This window comes from uncultured Coprobacter sp. (assembly GCF_947855755.1).
Taxonomy (GTDB): domain Bacteria; phylum Bacteroidota; class Bacteroidia; order Bacteroidales; family Coprobacteraceae; genus Coprobacter.
In genome coordinates, this window is the sequence record NZ_CANUAR010000008.1 from 71,738 (window position 1) to 90,247 (window position 18,510).

Consider the following 18,510-nt stretch of genomic DNA (forward strand, 5'->3'; position numbering starts at 1 on the left):
ATGTTATTAGTTTACAATTTACTCTATCAACAGAGATTTAAGTCTAAGTTCCCGTCCTCGCAAAAATTCTATTTCATGAGAATAACAATGAGGACACGGATCGAACATAGACACAGGAGAGAAACGTGTCTTACAATCTCGACACACTGCCAATGATCTTATTTCGACAATACTAACTTTAGCTCCTTCCAATATGGTATTCTGCATAGCGATACTCATAGAAAATTCTAAAGCTTCGATATTGACCCCGGCCATTTCTCCTATTTCCAATTCCAACTCACTCACTCGAGTTGCATTGCTTTTTTCAGCCTCTTTTGTCGCTAAATTAATAATGCTTAACGCAATAGATAACTCATGCATAATTTTATCCTCTTTTTTTTAAAGCAGCAATATAGAGCTGTCCAACAGCAATTGCCCCATCATTACAAGGTATTTTCGATGACAAATAATAGGATATCTTTCTATCCGACAACTGTTTTATTAACAAATTCGTAAGTCTTTTGTTCTGAAAAACACCTCCGGAAAGTACGACAGTCGTCAATCCCTCAGTTTTTATTTTTTGCATAATAATATTTAACAACATGGCAGACAATGTATTATGGAATACCGATGCTATCTCCGAAACAGGTACAGATAATCTGTAATCTTTTAAAATTCCATCAAAAAGAGACCGAAGATCAAGCGGATCATAAGAATTTATCGGATAGCAACGGGATATACCATTCTCAGCCATTTGTTCTAATAGCACCGCAGCTTCAGCCTGATAAGTATTTTCATCACAAATTCCTAAAAGCGAAGCTACGGCATCAAACAAACGCCCGGCACTCGATGTCAAAGGTGCATTGATACCCTTTTCTATAAGCATTTCGATCTGCCGTATATGAGATTTACCTAATCGTTCGATGAATGACACCGGATAATCGGCTTCATTACCATATATGCTTTTCAAATAAGAAACAGCCATTCTCCACGGAGACTTTGCTGCCGCATCTCCTCCGGGTAACGGTATATAAGGCAAATGGGCGATTCTTTTATATTCCGACTGATTACAACGAAAGATCTCTCCTCCCCAACTGCAACCGTCATCACCATACCCTGTCCCATCCAAACAAACAGCTAAGACATCTTCTGTCAAGCCGTATTCCGCCATTACTGCCGCAGCATGAGCATGATGATGCTGCACTCGCAACAGCGGAATCTGAAAACGTCGTGCCAATTGCAATGCTAACTGTGTAGAGAAATAATCAGGATGCGCATCACAAACTAAATATTGAGGAGTGAAACGGAATAAAAGGCAGAATTTATCCAAAGCCTCCCGATAGAAAAGAAATGTTTCCCGATTCTTTAAGTCTCCGATATATTGGCTCAAAATAATCTCCTTATCTTTTCCTAAGGCAAACATAGATACTCGCTCTGCTCCAAAAGCCAAAATGCCCTCTGTATCAAATTTTAAAGATAATGGTTCTGGGGTAAAACCTCTTGAACGCCGAATTATTCGAGGCTGTGCTCCTACTACTTGAACAATCGAATCATCTACCCGATTGGATATATCTCTATTGTGTTCTACAAATAAATCTACTTCTCTAAGTAAATCGGATAAAGCTGTATCATTATCTATCAATATAGGATTATCCCCCCGATTACCACTTGTCATCACTAATGCTTTCAATTCGGATGAAGCAAATAAATGATAATGCACAGGTAAATAAGGCAACATAGCACCAACAGTTTTATATCCGTCATTAATCCCTGTCCCAATCTTTTGTTTTTCTTCCAGTAAAACAATCGGACGACGCCAAGAAGAAACAAGTTCTTTTTCTAATGGTAAAATATTTAGATAATGACTTAAAGTCGGAACATCCGGAAACATTATTGCAAACGGCTTTTTATATCTTTTTTTAATTTCCCGCAAACGACAAATAGCCTTTTCATTTTCTGCATTACAAATCAAATTGAATCCTCCAAGACCCTTCAACGCAACAACTCCGCCTTGTCGCAAAACTGCTGCCATACGAGAGAGTATCTCTTCATAATCAACAGTTTCATAACCATTCTTCATAAACAAATGATAATGCGGCCCGCAATGATTACAGGCAATAGGCTGTGCATGAAAACGACGATCCCGAACATCGGTATATTCAGCCTCGCATTCAGGACACATCAGAAACACAGACATTGTAGTTCCCGGCCGATCATAAGGGAGCGTATTTATTATTGAAAAGCGCGGCCCGCAATGAGTGCAATTGATAAACGGATACCGGATACGATTCGGTTGTGAAATCAAATCTTGTAAACACTCATTGCACACAGCAATATCCGGACTTATACGAGTGATATGGTTATCAACCTCCCGACTGGGAGCAATAAAAAAATCGGGTAAAGGCTTTGCTACGGGTTTCTCAAGAACTGTAACAGTCTCGATCTCTGCTACATCCGGCTTATGAGTCGTCAACCCTTTGACAAAATCATCTTTTTGAGAGGGTGTCGCTTGTATCATTACAAACACTCCGTCGTTACGATTATCGACATAACCATGCAAGTGCATATCAGTGGCAAGACGGTACACAAAAGGACGAAATCCTACTCCCTGAACCAGGCCTTTAATGTGTATATTATATTGACTAATCATTCTTTAATATTTGATTGTGAATAAACAAAAACATATTAAAATTTGTTCATAAGGAAATTTTCAAAACTGACCCGAGCAAAATTGAAACAGGCTCTAAAATTTCAAAATATATGTGTTTAGCAATTCCCGGTAAAATAATCTCTGTAGAAGTCCCTGAAGACGGAGGATTGAAAACTGCTGTCGTAGATTTCGGAGGAATACTCAAAAATATTTGTATCGAATGGGTAGAAGCTATTCCGGGAGAATATATTCTTGCTCATGCAGGTGTCGCACTGACAACAATCGATATTAAAGAGGCAGAAGAAACTCTAAAAGATTTCGAGATCATAGCCCGTCATAGTGAATCTATAAACCCCAAAGACCATGTTCAATGAATTCAGAAATCCCCAAAAAGCAAAAATACTATTAGAAGCCATACATAAGATAACCCGTCACTCATGGTATATCATGGAAATATGCGGAGGGCAAACTCATGCTCTTGCCCGCTATCGCATAGAACCGTTACTGCCTAAAGAAATAAAACTGATACACGGACCGGGATGTCCTGTTTGTGTCACTCCTGTTTCTATTATCGATACTGCAATACAACTGGCATCAAAAAATAAAGTCATTTTTACTTCATTCGGGGACATGCTCCGAGTTCCGGGTTCTCGACACGACTTACTCGAAATCAAATCTCAAGGAGCGGATATACGGATCGTATACTCTCCTTTAGATGCATTACGCATAGCTTCGGAAAATCCGGACCATGAAATTGTCTTTTTCGGAATAGGATTCGAAACAACAGCTCCGATACACGCTCTTACTATTCTCGAAGCTCATAGAAAAAAAATCAGGAATTTTTCGATGTTGACATCCCTATTTACCGTACCTCAAGCCATAACGACTATCGCCCAAGACAAAGAATGTACTCTAAACGGTATTCTCGCTGCCGGCCATGTATGCGCCATTACCGGAACATCCGAATACGAAAAACTGGCAAAACATTTGAAACTATCTATCGCTGTTACCGGATTCGAACCCTTTGATTTACTATTGGGAATATACACCTGCATTGATCAATTAGAGAACCAAGAATATACTGTAAAAAATGCATACAAACGAATAGTAGCCTGTGATGGAAATCTCAAAGCTCGACAAGAAATCGATGAAGTTTTCAAGATTTGTAACCGAAAGTGGAGAGGTATAGGAGAGATCGAAAAAAGTGGATATCAAATACGCAGTAAATATGAACAATACGATGCCTTAAAACGTTTTAATATAAAAACCGATAATAAAAAAGAGGCTTCATCATGTCAGGCCGGGGATATTATGAAAGGTAAAATAACACCTATGCAATGTAAACAGTTCGGCACTTGCTGCACTCCCGAACATCCTATCGGCGCTCCTATGGTCTCCTCAGAAGGTGCATGCGCAGCCTATTATCGTTATAACATTTAATTAAAAAAATAATGAAATCGGCACAATGTCCCATCCCTAAGCAAAGATATGACCGAGTATTGCTCGGTCACGGAAGCGGAGGAACACTCACTCAATCTCTAATTGATGAAATATTTTATCCGGCATTCAGCAATCCGTTTCTTCAACAACAACATGACGGAACGGTATTGCCGTTAATGTCTCAACATATTGCTTTTACAACCGATTCCTTTGTCGTTTCTCCTTTATTTTTCCCCGGAGGAAACATCGGAGACCTTGCTGTAAACGGGACGGTAAACGACCTTTTATGTTGCGGTGCAACTCCGCTTTATTTGTCTGCAAGTTTTATACTGGAAGAAGGACTTCCGTTGGAAGAGCTGAAAAAAATCGTAAAGACAATGGCTAAGGCAGCAGAAAAAGCCGGAGTCACGATTGTCACAGGAGATACCAAAGTAGTAGAAAAAGGTAAATGCGATGGACTCTTCATCAACACGAGCGGTATCGGATCTATACAGAAAAACCTGCGAATATCTCCTAAAAATGTAACTGAAGGAGATATTATCATAGTTACAGGTCCTATCGGAGAGCACGGTGTCTGCATTTTATCAACTCGTGAAAATCTCGGATTCGAATCTAAAATAAAAAGTGACACTGTCGCACTACGTAGTATGGTAATGAATCTACTTTCAGGCATTCCCAACATTCACATGCTACGGGATGCGACACGAGGAGGAGTCGCTTCTACGCTAAACGAAATTGCTGAAACGGCACAAGTCAGTATAGCGATCGACGAATCAAAAATCCCTATTGAAGAACCTGTACTCTCTGCATGTGAATTACTCGGATTAGATCCTCTCTATGTTGCCAATGAAGGCGTACTACTGGTTATTCTCCCTCCGGAAGAGGCCGAAAGCGCCCTGCAAATCATAAAAAACGATCTGAACGGAAGCAAAGCTGAAATTATAGGTGAAGTAGTAAAAGGTACACCCGGAGAAGTATATTTAAATACAACTCTCGGATCTTCACGGATCATCGGCAGACTATCGGGGGAACAGTTACCCAGAATATGTTGAAGATTAAATAAGTATATGGATATGAAAGCAAAAAGTTTTTATCAGGAACTCATGGATAAAGGATATTCGCGCCGGGACTTTCTCAAATTCTGCGGAATGATGGGTGCTATGCTCGGACTACAAAGTTCAGGAGTCGCACAAGTCGTAGATGCTTTGCAGAACAAACCGAGAAAACCTGTTTTGTGGTATCACTTCCAAGAATGTACCTGTTGTAGCGAATCATTCTTGCGTTCATCACATCCTCTGGTAGGCCAAATTCTATTAGAAATGATTTCTCTCGATTACTCCGACACTTTAATGGCTGCAGCCGGAGAACAGGCCGAAGAAGTTCGCCACCAAGCCATGAAAGATAATTACGGACATTATATCATGATCGTAGAAGGGTCAGTACCTTTAGGAAGTCCCGGATATTGCACCATAGCTGGACGTGATGCGAAATCGATATTCGATGAAGGCGCTGCAGGGGCTGAAGCTATTATCGCATGGGGAAATTGTGCATCTTCAGGGTGTATTCAACACGCTTATCCCAATCCGACTAAAACAGAGCCCGTTCATAAAATATATTCGGGAAAACCTATTATCAATGTTCAGGGTTGTCCACCTATTGCTGATGTCATGGCCGGCGTCATTACTTATATCCTGACATTCGATAAACTTCCCGAATTGGATAACATGGGACGTCCGTCTGTATTTTACGGACGACGAATACATGACACTTGTTACCGCCGTCCTGCCTATGATGCAGGATTATTCGTTCAATCATTCGATGATGAAAACGCTAAGAAAGGTTACTGTCTCTACTACATGGGCTGCAAAGGCCCCAATACGTTCAACTCCTGTGCTGTAATCAAATGGAACAACAGCATCAGTTACCCGATCCAGTCGGGACACGGTTGCATCGGTTGTGCCGAACCTAATTTCTGGGATTACGGCCCACTATATAGTCACATACCTTATGTTCACGGTATAGGAATAGAAGCAACAGCCGATAAGATAGGGGCTGGATTAAGCGCCGTAGCCTTAGGCGGAGTTCTGGCACATGCAGTAGTTACCAATATACAAAAACATAAGTTGATCAAAAATCAAATGGATGATCTGAGTATAAATGAAGAGGATTTCGACAAGACAGAATCGCATCTGGAAAATGAAAAAGAGAAAATAGAACAAAAAATAAAAACAGAAGAAACAGATAAACTGTAGTAAGACATAGCTATGAGTACACGAGTTGTTGTTGATCCGATTACCAGAATCGAGGGTCATTTAAGGATAGAAGCAGATATTGAGAACGGTATTATCAAAGATGCCTTTTCTACCGGTACAATGGTACGCGGCATTGAAATTATTGCACAAAACCGTGATCCGAGAGAAGTCTGGGCTTATGTAGGACGTGTATGCGGAGTATGTACGTCTATACATTCTCTGGCCTCGGTCAGGGCTGTAGAGAATGCGCTGGGAATCATTATTCCACCGAATGCGGAACGTGTACGAAGTCTCATGCAAATAGCACTTACAGAACAAGATCATGTAGTTCATTTCTATCAATTACAGGCTTTGGACTGGGTAGATGTAGTTTCAGCGCTCAAAGCAGATCCGAAAAAAACATCTGCCATCGCTCAAAGCATCTCGGCATGGCCGAAAAGTTCGATAGGTTATTTTACGGACATACAGAAGAAAATCAAAAAATTTGTCGAATCCAGCAAACTCGGGATCTTTGCAAACGGATACTGGGGACATCCGGCGTACAAATTACCTCCGGAAGTTAATCTGTTGGGAGTAGCCCACTATCTGGAAGCTCTGGAAGTACAAAAAGATATAGTAAAAGTACAAACTATTTTCGGAGGTAAAAATCCTCATCCCAATTATTTAGTCGGGGGAATGGCATGTGCGGTCAATATCAATGATCCCAATGCCATTAATCTGGAACGTCTCAGTTATGTAGCCGAAATTATTCAAACAACTCAGAATTTTGTCCGGCAAGTTTACCTGCCCGACGTACTTGCTATTGCATCCTACTATCCCGAATGGACAAAAATAGGAGGTGGATTGCGAAATTATATTTCATACGGAGACTATCCCACGGGAAATTATGGGGAACTAAGTACTTACAAAAGTCCGAGAGGAATCATCATAAACCGAGATCTACACCACATCGAAGATTTCGATCCTTATGCAATGGACGGACTTCAGGAATACGTGAACAATTCATGGTACAGTTACAGTGAAGGTAAAGATGTCGGGTTGCACCCTTCTATCGGAGAAACGAATCTGGATTACACCGGTCCTACCCCTCCCTACCAATATCTGGACAATTCTCAACCTTATAGCTGGATAAAGACCCCACGTTATAAGAACCGACCTATGGAAACCGGTCCTTTGGCTCGTATGATTGTCGGTTATGCTTCCGGTCGAGACGATTATAAAGAATTGACTGATCGCTGCTTAAAGCAACTAAATGTTCCCTTTGAAGCTATGTATTCAACAGTAGGACGAACTCTGGCACGTGCTATGGAATCGAATCTACTAGCAGACTGGATGCAGGATTTCTATATTCAATTGCTGCAAAATATAAAATCGGGAGATTACCGAATGTTCAACAATATATATTGGGAGCCTTCTACTTGGCCTCAAAAAGCTCAAGGAATCGGACTGGCAGAAGCACCTCGCGGATCGTTAGCACACTATGTCAATATAGAAAATAAACAAATAAAAAACTATCAGATGGTAGTCCCGACGACATGGAACGCCTCTCCAAGAGATACAAAGGGACAACGCTCCTCTTTTGAAGAATCATTATTGGGTACTCCCGTACATGATGCTTCAGCTCCATTGGAAATCATACGCACCATTCATTCTTTTGATCCGTGTATGGCTTGTGCCGTACATCTATACGATGAAGAAGGAAAACATGTACACCAGTTCGACACTCTATAATAAATCAGATAGTCATGATCAGTAAAAAAGCTCACCTAAGAGAAGTATATGTATGGCAATTACCCGTCAGAATTTTTCATTGGGTAAACGCATTCGCCATTACGATACTATGTATTACCGGCTACATTATAGGAGATCCTCCAGCGATAATGCACGGGACAGCACCGGAATTTAATTACTGGTTCGGATGGGTACGGCTGACACATTTCATAGCCGCATTTATTTTTATAATCAACTTTTTGGTACGCATTTACTGGTTCTTCGCCGGAAATACATTTTCCCGGTGGCCTAATTACATACCTTTGACTAAAAAACAATGGAGAGGAATTTTCGAAACGACTAAAGTGGACGTTCTGTTACTATCTCCTAAACCGGTTTACGATATCGGGCACAACAGTCTCGCCGCGTTTACTTATTTCGGACTATTTCTCATAATGATTATACAGTCTGTTACCGGACTGGCAATGTTCTATGTAGATTCCGACAGTATTTTAGCTCCGTTTTTCAGCAAACTGCTAATCATTATGGGAGGATTTTATCCGGTAAGAGATATACATCATATTCTCATGTGGGCGTTTATCCTATTCGCCATTGTTCATATTTATCTGGTATTTTACCACGATTATATCGAACGAAACGGCATTGCATCATCGATCATCGGCGGCTGGAAATTTATAGACGAACGTCTCGTAAAAGAATACGAAGACGAACAAAGAACAAAACACAAGATCGTTCTTAAAAAAGAGAAAGAAAAATTATTGAAGAAGGAAATCGAAATAAAAGAAAAATCTATACAGACTCTTAGATAAAAAAACAAGAAACTGTTTAAGAGCCTGTCGTCTAAATTTTTATGAGAATATTTCTTTAATATGATTTTTCCCTGTTGCAATATGAAGATTTTCAAATGACTGAAAAATCATACTTGCTACATCTCAAATAATATAAACAGGTTCTAAGAACCTGTCTAAATTTTCCAATTAAAAAATATTATCAGGTCATCTTTGCGTTTTCTTTCGGTCTTTTTTCCCGTTTTCACTCGTCAGATAGCCCGCTATCATCCTCCTGAAAACAGAAAAACATCCTCGAAAGAATCTCTCAAATCTGACCCGAGCAAAATTGAGACAAGTTCTAAAAAAATCCGAAAAATGAAAGATATACTTATTCTGGGCGTAGGAAATCTGGTTTTAAAAGACGAAGGTATAGGTATTCATGTTATAAACCGATTAGAGAAAGAAGAATTACCGCTGGGGGTCGATTTGTTGGACGGAGGCACAGGCGGTATCTTCTTAATCGGTACACTACAACAGTATAAACACCTGATATTAATAGATGCGACTCTCGATAGCCGTCCGGCAGGTACCATCCGACATTTAAAACCTAAATATTCTCATGACTATCCTCTCTTACTAAGCGCCCATGAAATAGGATTGAAAGAAATGATCGATGCCATGATTCTACAAGAACAAATTCCCGAAATCGATTTATTAGCAATATCGGTTCAAGAAGTCAGGGAAATAGGAATGCAATTATCTCCGAAAGTCGAAGAAGCGATTCCTGCAATTATCAATAAAATTCATGAATTAATCAAACAAATAAAATCATGAAATGATCTGCCATGGAAAAACAGGAAGAACCTAAATGCATCGTAAACTTTGCCATCCATCAAACTGCATTCAACTATTTTCAGATTGATCATAATATAGCTATCCGTATTCATATCAAACGATACCGAATAACTTGTATCCGTAAAAGGTGTTCGTACAAAATAAATATACTCCGCAAGAAATAGACCATCATATCAGGCTAAAATTTTTATCTTTAGCCTGAGAGCCTGTCGTAAATTTTCCGACAAAAAAATATTATCAGGTCATTTTCGTGTTTTCTTCCGGTATTTTTTCCCGTCTTCATTCGTCAAATAGCCTGCTGTCCTCCTCGTAAAAACAGAAAAACATTCTCGAAAGAAACTCTCAAAACTGACCCGAGCAAAATTGAGACAGGCTCTGAAACCTCAATATCCTCAAGCCGAAAGATCGATTCCTCCGGCTTTTATTTCCCTCCCAATAACCTTTTGTACAGAAAAACAAGTCAAAGCCACATCTTGTTATTTCTGACAAAAAAAGGTTAACACAAGTAACATATTTTCCTCACGGACAAAACATTCTTGGTAATTTTGCAATGGTTTTTAATTAATAGGAGATAATATATGAAAGAGAATAATTCTAAAGCATTTTTATTGATTTTGTTAGGAGCTCTTACAGCTTTCGGTCCTTTGGTAACCGATATGTATTTACCGAGTCTTCCGACTATGACAGGATATTTCGATACAAATTCGTCAATGGTACAACTCGGACTCACATCGAGTATGATCGGATTAGCGATCGGGCAGATTTTTTTCGGCCCGTTAAGCGATAAATACGGACGACGACCACTATTGCTTATTTCCATGTTACTTTTTATCGTTTCAACCGTATTCTGTATTTTCTCACCGAACATAGAAAGCTTTATTGCTTTCCGCTTATTGCAAGGTATAGCTGGATCGGGAGGTATTGTCATTTCCCGGTCAGTAGCTACCGATAAATTTTCGGGACAAGATCTGGCAAAAGCCATGGCTATCATCGGAGCGATCAACGGTATAGCTCCGGTTGCATCTCCGGTATTAGGCGGATTTCTAACTGATTCTATCGGCTGGAAAGGTATTTTTATAATACTATTAATCATCGGTATCATCCTTCTGATCGGAAATTTTCGTTTTAAAGAATCTCTACCTAAATCGAACAGAAAACAGGAGAACATCAAAGGATTATTATGGGGATTCGGAAAAATACTACATAATCGTCGTTATGTTTTCTATGTTCTCCAAATGGGATTTGCCATGGGGGTATTATTCGCCAACATATCTTCATCACCTTTTATCATGCAACAACATTACGGCTTCTCAGCCTTTACATTCAGTCTGTTTTTTGGAATAAACGCATTATCCATCGGAATAGCAGCAGCATTATCTATAAAATTTAAAAGTCCCGAACATGCCATTTTCTTTGGTTGTATAGGAATGGTCATTTTCTCGGCAATCGAATTTATCGCTCTTAGCAATAATTGTTCTTTCATTATTTATGAAACGCTGTTGTTCTTCTTGCTCTTTACCATGGGACTTACCTTTACGGCTTCTACAACTTTAGCAATGGATAGCGAGCGTCAAAATTCAGGTACAGCCTCTGCATTATTCGGAGCTACAGGGTTTGCGTTCGGCGGTATCGTATCCCCTCTTGTCAGCATAGGCGACATTCTTCCAACCACAGGATTAATATTTTTCTTGTGTTCTGCATGTTCTTTTGTATGTGCGATAATAGCCCTGAAACAAACACATCCTCACTTATGGATAAACGTCAAAGGAAAATTAAAACCGACAGTCCAGTTTATATCAGCTTCTAACTCTAAAGGGAAAAAGGAGTAAGCTAAAATTACTAATCATTAAAACAAAATAGGTCGATTCTTTGATAGAATCGACCTATTTTGTTTAGTTGCGGGAGCCAGACTCGAACTGACGACCTTTGGGTTATGAGCCCAACGAGCTACCACTGCTCCACCCCGCGATATTTGTGACTGCAAAGGTACGAAAAATTTCGTACGAAACAAATTTTTCAGTACCTTTCTACAAATACAATTATGTCACAACTATTTAAAGATAGAAATCTGCAAGATCTATCTTAGATAACCTTGCAGATTCAGACATATTGACTCAGCAATCATTTATAAAAAACTATCAATAAAAACTTAACTCAGTTTATCAACTTTAAGTTTTTCTAAAAAGCTCACTTTTCGAAACCACCCGCTTATTTATTTAAAGATTTACAAATGCGACTATTAATCTCGTTCAGCCGTTTTTCATCTAATTTGATTACTCTACGGTCATACGTTATTAATCCGTTGACTTCAACTTCTACATCCGTTGTCTGAGTATAAACAGCCGCCGAAAAACCTTTGAAAATCAAATCGTATAATTGATTGGCATATTTTAAATACTCATCTGTCGCCTCTTTTGAAGAATTGAACTGAATATATCCCCAATTACGGTCAGGTTCCCAAAGATGACCTTTTATAATAAGCCCTATTCCACCATATTCACCCAAAACCGTAGCCCGCTGTGCATCGTACAAATACAAATCAGGAGTAGGATAATTATGCAAATCGAGCATATCTCCGCAGGTAAAATGGTTACCTCCACTCGCCGGATTTACTAAACGTGTAGGATCATACTGTTTTGTCCATTCTGCAATCTCGACCGTTTTGAATTGTCCCCAAGCTTCATTAAACGGAACCCATGTACTGATACAAGGATAAGAATATAGATAATCGATAATCTCTTTCCACTCTTTTCGATAACATGCTTCAGACTCGGAAGAACGATACATTTCAGGACCTTCATAATAACTGCGGTTTTGCCATTGTTGTCCACGATCGCCATTCGGCATATCCTGCCATACAATAATGCCTAATTTATCACAGTGAGTGTACCAACGTGCAGGCTCGACTTTGACATGTTTTCTTATCATATTAAAACCCATATCCTTCGTTTTCTGAATATCGTATTTCAAAGCTTCATCGGTAGGAGCTGTATATAGCCCATCCGGCCACCAACCTTGATCTAATGGCCCGAACTGGAACAAGGACTGATTATTTAGCCTCAGTCGAACAATTCCTGCAGCATCACGCCCGACAGAATATTTACGCATAGCTGCATAACTATCAACCTGATCCAATACCTTATTACCATTCTTCAAGGATATTTTCAATGTATATAAAAACGGAGAATCAGGACTCCATAATTTACTATCTTGAGGCATAGATACAACGAGCGGTTCTCGGTTAATACTTCGGGCAGTCGCAATCAGCTTAGACTCATCATAAACTTTTACTTCAATCAAGTCTTCATCAGAAACTACATTCTGGTCGACTTCTACAGTCAGCAAATGCTTATCGATATCCGGTGTAATACGCAATTTTTCTATATATTTCTCAGACACAGGCTCTAACCATACCGTTTGCCAAATTCCCGTAACAGGAGTATAATAAATACCTCCGGGATTTTTTACTTGTTTTCCTCTCGGTTGATAACCATCATCCGTAGGATCCCAAACTTTTACTATCAACTGATTATCACCTTTCGTTACAAGAGATGCGGTTATATCAAAAGAAAAAGGGGTGAATCCTCCCGTATGACTACCCACCTTTATACCATTTACCCAAACATCCGCTTTCCAATCTACAGCACCAAAATGAAGCAGAATTTTTTTATTTTTCCAAGACGAAGGAATATTAAACGTTCGGCAATACCATAACTCCTTCTCCTTCCCAACAGTTTTCCCGACACCGGATAAAGCCGATTCGACTGCAAAGGGGACTAATATCTGCCCGTCAAACTGCTTCGGACAACTTTTTCCGACATCCGTTATAGCATACTCCCATAGTCCATTCAAGTTTTTCCATTCATTTCGTTCCATAATCGGACGAGGATATTCCGGTAAAACCGAAGTCACATCCATCTTTTCTGTCCAAGGTGTCACAATCCTATTTCCTACGGGTTTCCATTGAGCATGAATATTCGTAAAAATACAAACCAAGATCGTACAAATAAAAAACGGCTTTTTCATGATATCACAATTATTTTTTGTTTTCACAAAGGTAGGATTTATGTCAGGACAACAATAAAAATATTTTTTCAATTTATAGAAATATCGGTGCAAAAAACGAGATTAATCGCATAAAGTTTTACTCGAAATAACAATTATATCAATTCTTAGAGCTTATCTAAATTCTACAAAAAATACGATCAGATTATTTTTGCATCTTCTCTCGGTTTATAATCACACTTTCTTATTTTATATTACAATACACCTACATACATCATTATCATCAATAATTATTTTTATTTTTGTACCCGACATGAACATTGCTAATATTATAAAGTAAATTTAAATATGGAAAAAAAATTCAGCCGAGCAACTCTTTGCGTACAAGGGGGGTGGAACCCGAAAAAAGGAGAACCGAGAGTATTACCGATTTATCAGAGCACGACATTCAAATATGAGACCAGCGAACAAATGGCAAAATTGTTCGATCTGGAAGAGTCTGGTTATTTCTATACTCGATTACAAAATCCTACTAATGATGCCGTAGCTGCAAAGATCGCAGCTTTAGAAGGTGGCATCGGGGCTATGTTAACATCATCGGGACAAGCGGCTAACTTTTATGCTATCTTCAATATATGCCAAGCCGGAGATCATTTCGTATGTTCTTCCACCATATATGGCGGAACTTACAACTTATTCGGCGTAACCCTAAAAAAATTAGGAATAGAATGTACTTTCGTCAATGCCGACGACAGTGAAGAAGAGATCAGCAAAGCTTTTCGCCCAAATACCAAAGCCTTGTTCGGTGAAACTATATCGAACCCAAGCATAGATGTACTCGACATAGAAAAGTTTGCTCGAATTGCACATAAGCATGGAGTTCCCCTGATCGTTGACAATACTTTTGCCACTCCGATAAATTGTCGTCCGTTCGAATGGGGAGCTGACATCGTAACTCATTCCACAACAAAATATATGGACGGGCACGCAACTTGCGTAGGAGGAGTTATCGTCGATAGCGGAAATTTTGACTGGGAAGCCCAGGCAGATAAATTTCCGGGACTGACGCAACCGGATGAATCGTACCACGGACTGACTTATACTAAAGCTTTCGGGAAAATGGCTTATATAACTAAAGCTACAGCTCAACTAATGCGTGATTTAGGTTCTATACAATCTCCTCAAAATGCATTTTTACTAAATCTCGGACTGGAGACTTTACATTTACGTGTCCCCCGACATTGTCAAAATGCACAAAAGGTTGCCGAATACCTTGAGGCTAACGATAAAGTCGCATGGGTAAATTATTGCGGATTAAAAAGCAGTAAATATTATGAATTAGCACAGAAATATTTGCCGAACGGTTCTTGCGGGGTAATTGCATTCGGCTTGAAAGGAAGCCGTGAAGATGCTATAAAATTCATGGATAACTTAAAATTAGCTTGTATCGTAACGCATGTGGCAGATGCACGTACATGCGTACTCCACCCGGCAAGTCACACCCATCGTCAACTTACCGACGAGCAATTGATCGAAGCAGGAGTTGCTCCTGATTTAATTCGATTATCGGTCGGTATTGAAGATGTAAATGACATAATTGCCGATATAGAACAAGCTTTGGCTAAATTTTAAGAGCCTGTCTAAATTTTACATATTCTTTTCCGGAATGTATAACTTGCGATTATTATGAATAGTAAAAAGCTTGATACACAAATCGTATCGCAGATCTTTTTACTATTCGTAATTTTTTTCAAATCAAGATTTTCCCACTTTAAAGTAACTTTAAGCACTAAAGTTATTTCTTCTGGTAATTCTCATGTAACTTCTTAAGAGTCTGTTTAAATTTTCCGATAAAAAATATCTTCAAGATTTTTTAAGAAAAATAAACTCTCAATCGTTGCTCAAATTCAAAATTATATTTTCATTTGCACATCCTAATAAGACTATTAAATATAATAATTAAACAAGTTGATTAAATAAATCTATTAATAATATAGAAATGGCAAATACCGAAACTAATCATGACATGGAGCAATCAATATTAAAGGTTGCCGAAGAGCTTTTTTTAGACAAAGGTTTTAACCGTACTTCAACAACTGAAATCGCACGAGTTGTAGGATGTAATCAAACATTGATACACTATTATTTCCGTACGAAAGAAAACTTATTCAACCGCATTTTTGAGAAAAAATTAGAACATATAATCCCTCAGCTTTTCGAATTAAGTCAACAAAAAGTTTCTTTTCTCGAAAGAATACGGCAAGTTATAGAAATCCATTTTTCTATCTTACAACAAAATCCGAAACTACCGAGAATGATCTTGAACGAACTCGGCTCTGATCCTAAACGTACCGAATGGTTAAGAAGTTTGCTATTAGAAAAGGCAAAACCTTACTATATGCAATTTGAAGAAGAACGAAAACAAGCTATTCAAAACGGAGAAATCCGACCGATAGAAGCGATTACTTTGCTTCTTGACATTCTATCCATGAATGCTTTCATATTTCTTGCATACCCATCCATTCGCAATATAACGGGAATAGAACTCGGAGACTTCGAAAAGGTTGTAGAAACTCGGAAAAAGGAAGTAATCACTCTTATCACTAACGGCCTTCGTCCATAAATAAATTATAAGTTCTAACAAAAACAATTCCTATGAAACGTTTTTTTATTTTAGGTGTTTTCTTTTCCTGCTTACCGGTTTTTCATGGTTATGGACAACTATCTTTAGAAAGTTGCCAGAAAAAAGCGATAGAAAATTATCCACAAATCAAACAATACGGATTGATAGAGCAAACGCGGGAATACAATCTATCCAATGCAAACAAAGGTTACCTGCCACAACTTACTTTTTCAGCTCAAGCCACCTATCAATCGGATGTCACGGAGATTCCTATTCGATTGCCGAACCTTAATATCAAGGGGTTGAATAAAGACCAATATAAAATCGCCGTCGAATTAAATCAAGTCATTTGGGACGGAGGTGCTATCCGCTCTCAAAAAAACAGTCTTCAAGCCTCGTCCGATGTCGAGAATAAAAAATTAGACGTAGAAATGTATGAATTAAACGACAGGGTCAACCAACTCTATTTCGGCATTCTTCTTATCGATGAACAGTTGAAACAAAACATGCTATTACAGCAAGAACTGGAAAGGAACTACAAACAAATAGAGTCGTATATGATAAATGGTATTGCTAATCAAAGCGACTTGGATGCCGTAAAAGTAGAGCAGATCAACGCCAGACAACGCAATACAGAATTACAAACCGGACAGGATGCTTACCTTCGGATGCTCGGTGCAATGATCGGAGAAAATATACCGGATAGCAAAGCACTGGAAAAACCGACTACAACATTGCCTCCCGGTAATGAGATAAAGCGCCCCGAACTACAACTTTTCGAGGCACAACACACTCTTTTACAATCCCAAAAGAAAATTTTATCAGCTTCAAATATGCCTAAATTAGGTTTATTCATACAAGGTGCATACGGAAATCCCGGCTTAGACATGCTAAAAAACGAGTTTACACCTTACTACATAGCAGGGGTGCGGTTATCTTGGAACTTCGGGACTCTTTATACTAAAAAAAATGAGAAAAAAATCATCGATACGAATATCCGAAATAACCAAATCGGACAAGAAACATTCTTGTTCAACACTCGTTTACAAATGCTTCAGGAAAACAGCGAAATAAAAAAAATCAAAGAACTTATGAAAGAAGATGATCAAATCATCTCATTACGTGACAACATAAAAAAGGCGGCTGAAATAAAAGTGAAAAACGGGACATTATCGGTGACCGAACTTTTACGGGAAATCAATGCGGCAGATCAAGCCAGACAATCTAAATATTTACATGAAATACAATATTTAATGGCTATATATAATTTGAAAAATACAACAAACAATTAATATGAAAAAGATATATCAATACGGAATATTATTAGGCTTTATCGCTTTATGTGCCTGTGGAAATAATAGTGACAACATGGACGCTTCAGGGACTTTTGAAGCCACCGAAGTAATCGTTTCTGCCGAAGCCAACGGTAAAATAGAACAACTCGATATCGAAGAAGGGACTATCGTAACCGCCCGACAAAAATTAGGCTATATCGATACGGTACAGTTATTTCTGCAAAAAGAGCAATTACTAAAAAATATCCGTTCTGTCGAAAGTAACCGTCCGGATATAAATAAACAAATTGCGGCTACACAACAACAAATCGCAACTGCCCAAATCGAACAAAGGAGAATTATCAATCTGCTTAAATCGAATGCTGCCAATGAAAAACAATTAGATGACATCAATGGGCAGATCGCTGTTCTGGAGAAACAACTGAAAGCTCAGGAATCTACATTACAAAACAATAGCAACAGCATTACGGAACAAAGTTCGGCTCTTGAAATACAAGTCGCCCAAATAGAAGACCAACTAAAAAAATGTTCTATCAGCAGTCCTATCAACGGAACTATACTCACCAAATATGCCGAAGCCGGAGAATTGGCAAATACCGGAAAACCTCTTTTCAAAGTTGCCGACATCGAAAATATGTATCTCAGAGCATATATTACTTCTGTTCAACTGTCCCAAGTCAAAGTGGGGCAAAAAGTAACGGTAATATCAGATTACGGCGATGAGAAACGAAAAGAATATCCCGGTATCGTCACATGGATCTCTTCTCAATCTGAATTTACTCCCAAAACAATATTGACTAAAGACGAACGGGCAAACCTCGTTTATGCAGTAAAAATAGCAATAAAAAACGATGGTTATGTAAAAATAGGAATGTACGGAGAGGTAAAATTCACCTCGAATAATGACTGA

15 protein-coding genes and 1 tRNA gene are annotated in these 18,510 nt (G+C 38.7%); 12 read left to right on the top strand and 4 right to left on the bottom strand.

The window, feature by feature from the left end; all coding sequences use genetic code 11:
• Positions 1–18: 18 nt before the first annotated feature.
• Positions 19–360 carry a hydrogenase maturation nickel metallochaperone HypA gene (gene hypA, locus Q0093_RS06440; protein WP_297929094.1) on the bottom strand — a complete coding sequence of 114 codons (342 nt, stop codon included), beginning with the start codon at positions 358–360 and terminating at the stop codon, positions 19–21.
• Positions 361–364: 4 nt separating this feature from the next.
• Positions 365–2,629, bottom strand: coding sequence for a carbamoyltransferase HypF (gene hypF / locus Q0093_RS06445; protein WP_297929096.1), 2,265 nt, complete (start codon positions 2,627–2,629; stop codon positions 365–367).
• A gap of 110 nt (positions 2,630–2,739) precedes the next feature.
• On the opposite strand from hypF, the gene Q0093_RS06450 reads away from it, so the two are divergent.
• The 8 genes from Q0093_RS06450 (at position 2,740) to Q0093_RS06485 (ending at position 11,506) form a co-directional block, all read left to right on the top strand.
• The gene (locus Q0093_RS06450; protein ID WP_294178861.1) at positions 2,740–3,003 is read left to right on the top strand and encodes a HypC/HybG/HupF family hydrogenase formation chaperone; all 264 of its coding nucleotides are present in this window, start codon (positions 2,740–2,742) and stop codon (positions 3,001–3,003) included.
• Positions 2,993–4,069 carry a hydrogenase formation protein HypD gene (hypD, locus tag Q0093_RS06455; protein ID WP_297929099.1) on the top strand — a complete coding sequence of 359 codons (1,077 nt, stop codon included), beginning with the start codon at positions 2,993–2,995 and terminating at the stop codon, positions 4,067–4,069. The genes Q0093_RS06450 and hypD overlap by 11 nt, the downstream gene beginning before the upstream one ends.
• Positions 4,070–4,080: 11 nt before the next feature.
• Positions 4,081–5,121 (top strand): hydrogenase expression/formation protein HypE, encoded by a 1,041-nt coding sequence (gene hypE, locus Q0093_RS06460; protein WP_297929101.1) that lies wholly within the window; start codon positions 4,081–4,083, stop codon positions 5,119–5,121.
• Between the two features lie 15 nt (positions 5,122–5,136).
• Positions 5,137–6,321, top strand: coding sequence for a hydrogenase small subunit (locus Q0093_RS06465; RefSeq protein WP_307766691.1), 1,185 nt, complete (start codon positions 5,137–5,139; stop codon positions 6,319–6,321).
• A gap of 12 nt (positions 6,322–6,333) precedes the next feature.
• A complete protein-coding gene (locus Q0093_RS06470; protein WP_297929104.1) occupies positions 6,334–8,052 on the top strand; it encodes a nickel-dependent hydrogenase large subunit in 1,719 nt (572 codons plus the stop codon).
• Between the two features lie 14 nt (positions 8,053–8,066).
• Positions 8,067–8,861: a Ni/Fe-hydrogenase, b-type cytochrome subunit gene (cybH, locus tag Q0093_RS06475; RefSeq protein ID WP_294178871.1), complete on the top strand. Its 795-nt coding sequence runs from the start codon at positions 8,067–8,069 to the stop codon at positions 8,859–8,861.
• A 336-nt stretch (positions 8,862–9,197) separates the two neighbouring features.
• Entirely contained in the window at positions 9,198–9,656 is a 459-nt protein-coding gene (locus Q0093_RS06480; protein WP_294178523.1) for a hydrogenase maturation protease, read from the top strand.
• A 599-nt stretch (positions 9,657–10,255) separates the two neighbouring features.
• A complete protein-coding gene (locus Q0093_RS06485; protein ID WP_297929107.1) occupies positions 10,256–11,506 on the top strand; it encodes a multidrug effflux MFS transporter in 1,251 nt (416 codons plus the stop codon).
• Positions 11,507–11,573: 67 nt separating this feature from the next.
• On the opposite strand, the gene Q0093_RS06490 is transcribed toward Q0093_RS06485, so the two are convergent.
• Together Q0093_RS06490 and Q0093_RS06495 are read right to left on the bottom strand one after the other, a co-directional pair.
• A tRNA-Met gene (locus Q0093_RS06490) sits at positions 11,574–11,645 on the bottom strand.
• Positions 11,646–11,885: 240 nt separating this feature from the next.
• Positions 11,886–13,703: a glycoside hydrolase family 2 protein gene (locus Q0093_RS06495; protein ID WP_297929109.1), complete on the bottom strand. Its 1,818-nt coding sequence runs from the start codon at positions 13,701–13,703 to the stop codon at positions 11,886–11,888.
• A 327-nt stretch (positions 13,704–14,030) separates the two neighbouring features.
• On the opposite strand from Q0093_RS06495, the gene Q0093_RS06500 reads away from it, so the two are divergent.
• From Q0093_RS06500 to Q0093_RS06515, 4 genes are all read left to right on the top strand, one after another.
• The gene (locus Q0093_RS06500; RefSeq protein WP_297929111.1) at positions 14,031–15,314 is read left to right on the top strand and encodes an O-acetylhomoserine aminocarboxypropyltransferase/cysteine synthase family protein; all 1,284 of its coding nucleotides are present in this window, start codon (positions 14,031–14,033) and stop codon (positions 15,312–15,314) included.
• A 367-nt stretch (positions 15,315–15,681) separates the two neighbouring features.
• The gene (locus Q0093_RS06505) at positions 15,682–16,305 is read left to right on the top strand and encodes a TetR/AcrR family transcriptional regulator (RefSeq protein ID WP_294178517.1); all 624 of its coding nucleotides are present in this window, start codon (positions 15,682–15,684) and stop codon (positions 16,303–16,305) included.
• Between the two features lie 32 nt (positions 16,306–16,337).
• The gene (locus tag Q0093_RS06510; protein WP_297929113.1) at positions 16,338–17,597 is read left to right on the top strand and encodes a TolC family protein; all 1,260 of its coding nucleotides are present in this window, start codon (positions 16,338–16,340) and stop codon (positions 17,595–17,597) included.
• 1 nt (position 17,598) lies between these two features.
• Positions 17,599–18,510 (top strand): HlyD family efflux transporter periplasmic adaptor subunit, encoded by a 912-nt coding sequence (locus Q0093_RS06515; protein WP_297929115.1) that lies wholly within the window; start codon positions 17,599–17,601, stop codon positions 18,508–18,510.

Coding starts and splice junctions, on each gene's coding strand:
- cybH (WP_294178871.1), top strand. CDS start 8,067: ATGATCAGTAAAAAAGCTCACCTAAGAGAAGTATATGTATGGCAATTA.
- hypA (WP_297929094.1), bottom strand. CDS start 360: ATGCATGAGTTATCTATTGCGTTAAGCATTATTAATTTAGCGACAAAA.
- Q0093_RS06495 (WP_297929109.1), bottom strand. CDS start 13,703: ATGAAAAAGCCGTTTTTTATTTGTACGATCTTGGTTTGTATTTTTACG.
- hypE (WP_297929101.1), top strand. CDS start 4,081: ATGAAATCGGCACAATGTCCCATCCCTAAGCAAAGATATGACCGAGTA.
- Q0093_RS06505 (WP_294178517.1), top strand. CDS start 15,682: ATGGCAAATACCGAAACTAATCATGACATGGAGCAATCAATATTAAAG.
- Q0093_RS06470 (WP_297929104.1), top strand. CDS start 6,334: ATGAGTACACGAGTTGTTGTTGATCCGATTACCAGAATCGAGGGTCAT.
- hypD (WP_297929099.1), top strand. CDS start 2,993: ATGTTCAATGAATTCAGAAATCCCCAAAAAGCAAAAATACTATTAGAA.
- Q0093_RS06465 (WP_307766691.1), top strand. CDS start 5,137: ATGGATATGAAAGCAAAAAGTTTTTATCAGGAACTCATGGATAAAGGA.
- hypF (WP_297929096.1), bottom strand. CDS start 2,629: ATGATTAGTCAATATAATATACACATTAAAGGCCTGGTTCAGGGAGTA.
- Q0093_RS06500 (WP_297929111.1), top strand. CDS start 14,031: ATGGAAAAAAAATTCAGCCGAGCAACTCTTTGCGTACAAGGGGGGTGG.
- Q0093_RS06485 (WP_297929107.1), top strand. CDS start 10,256: ATGAAAGAGAATAATTCTAAAGCATTTTTATTGATTTTGTTAGGAGCT.
- Q0093_RS06515 (WP_297929115.1), top strand. CDS start 17,599: ATGAAAAAGATATATCAATACGGAATATTATTAGGCTTTATCGCTTTA.
- Q0093_RS06480 (WP_294178523.1), top strand. CDS start 9,198: ATGAAAGATATACTTATTCTGGGCGTAGGAAATCTGGTTTTAAAAGAC.
- Q0093_RS06510 (WP_297929113.1), top strand. CDS start 16,338: ATGAAACGTTTTTTTATTTTAGGTGTTTTCTTTTCCTGCTTACCGGTT.
- Q0093_RS06450 (WP_294178861.1), top strand. CDS start 2,740: ATGTGTTTAGCAATTCCCGGTAAAATAATCTCTGTAGAAGTCCCTGAA.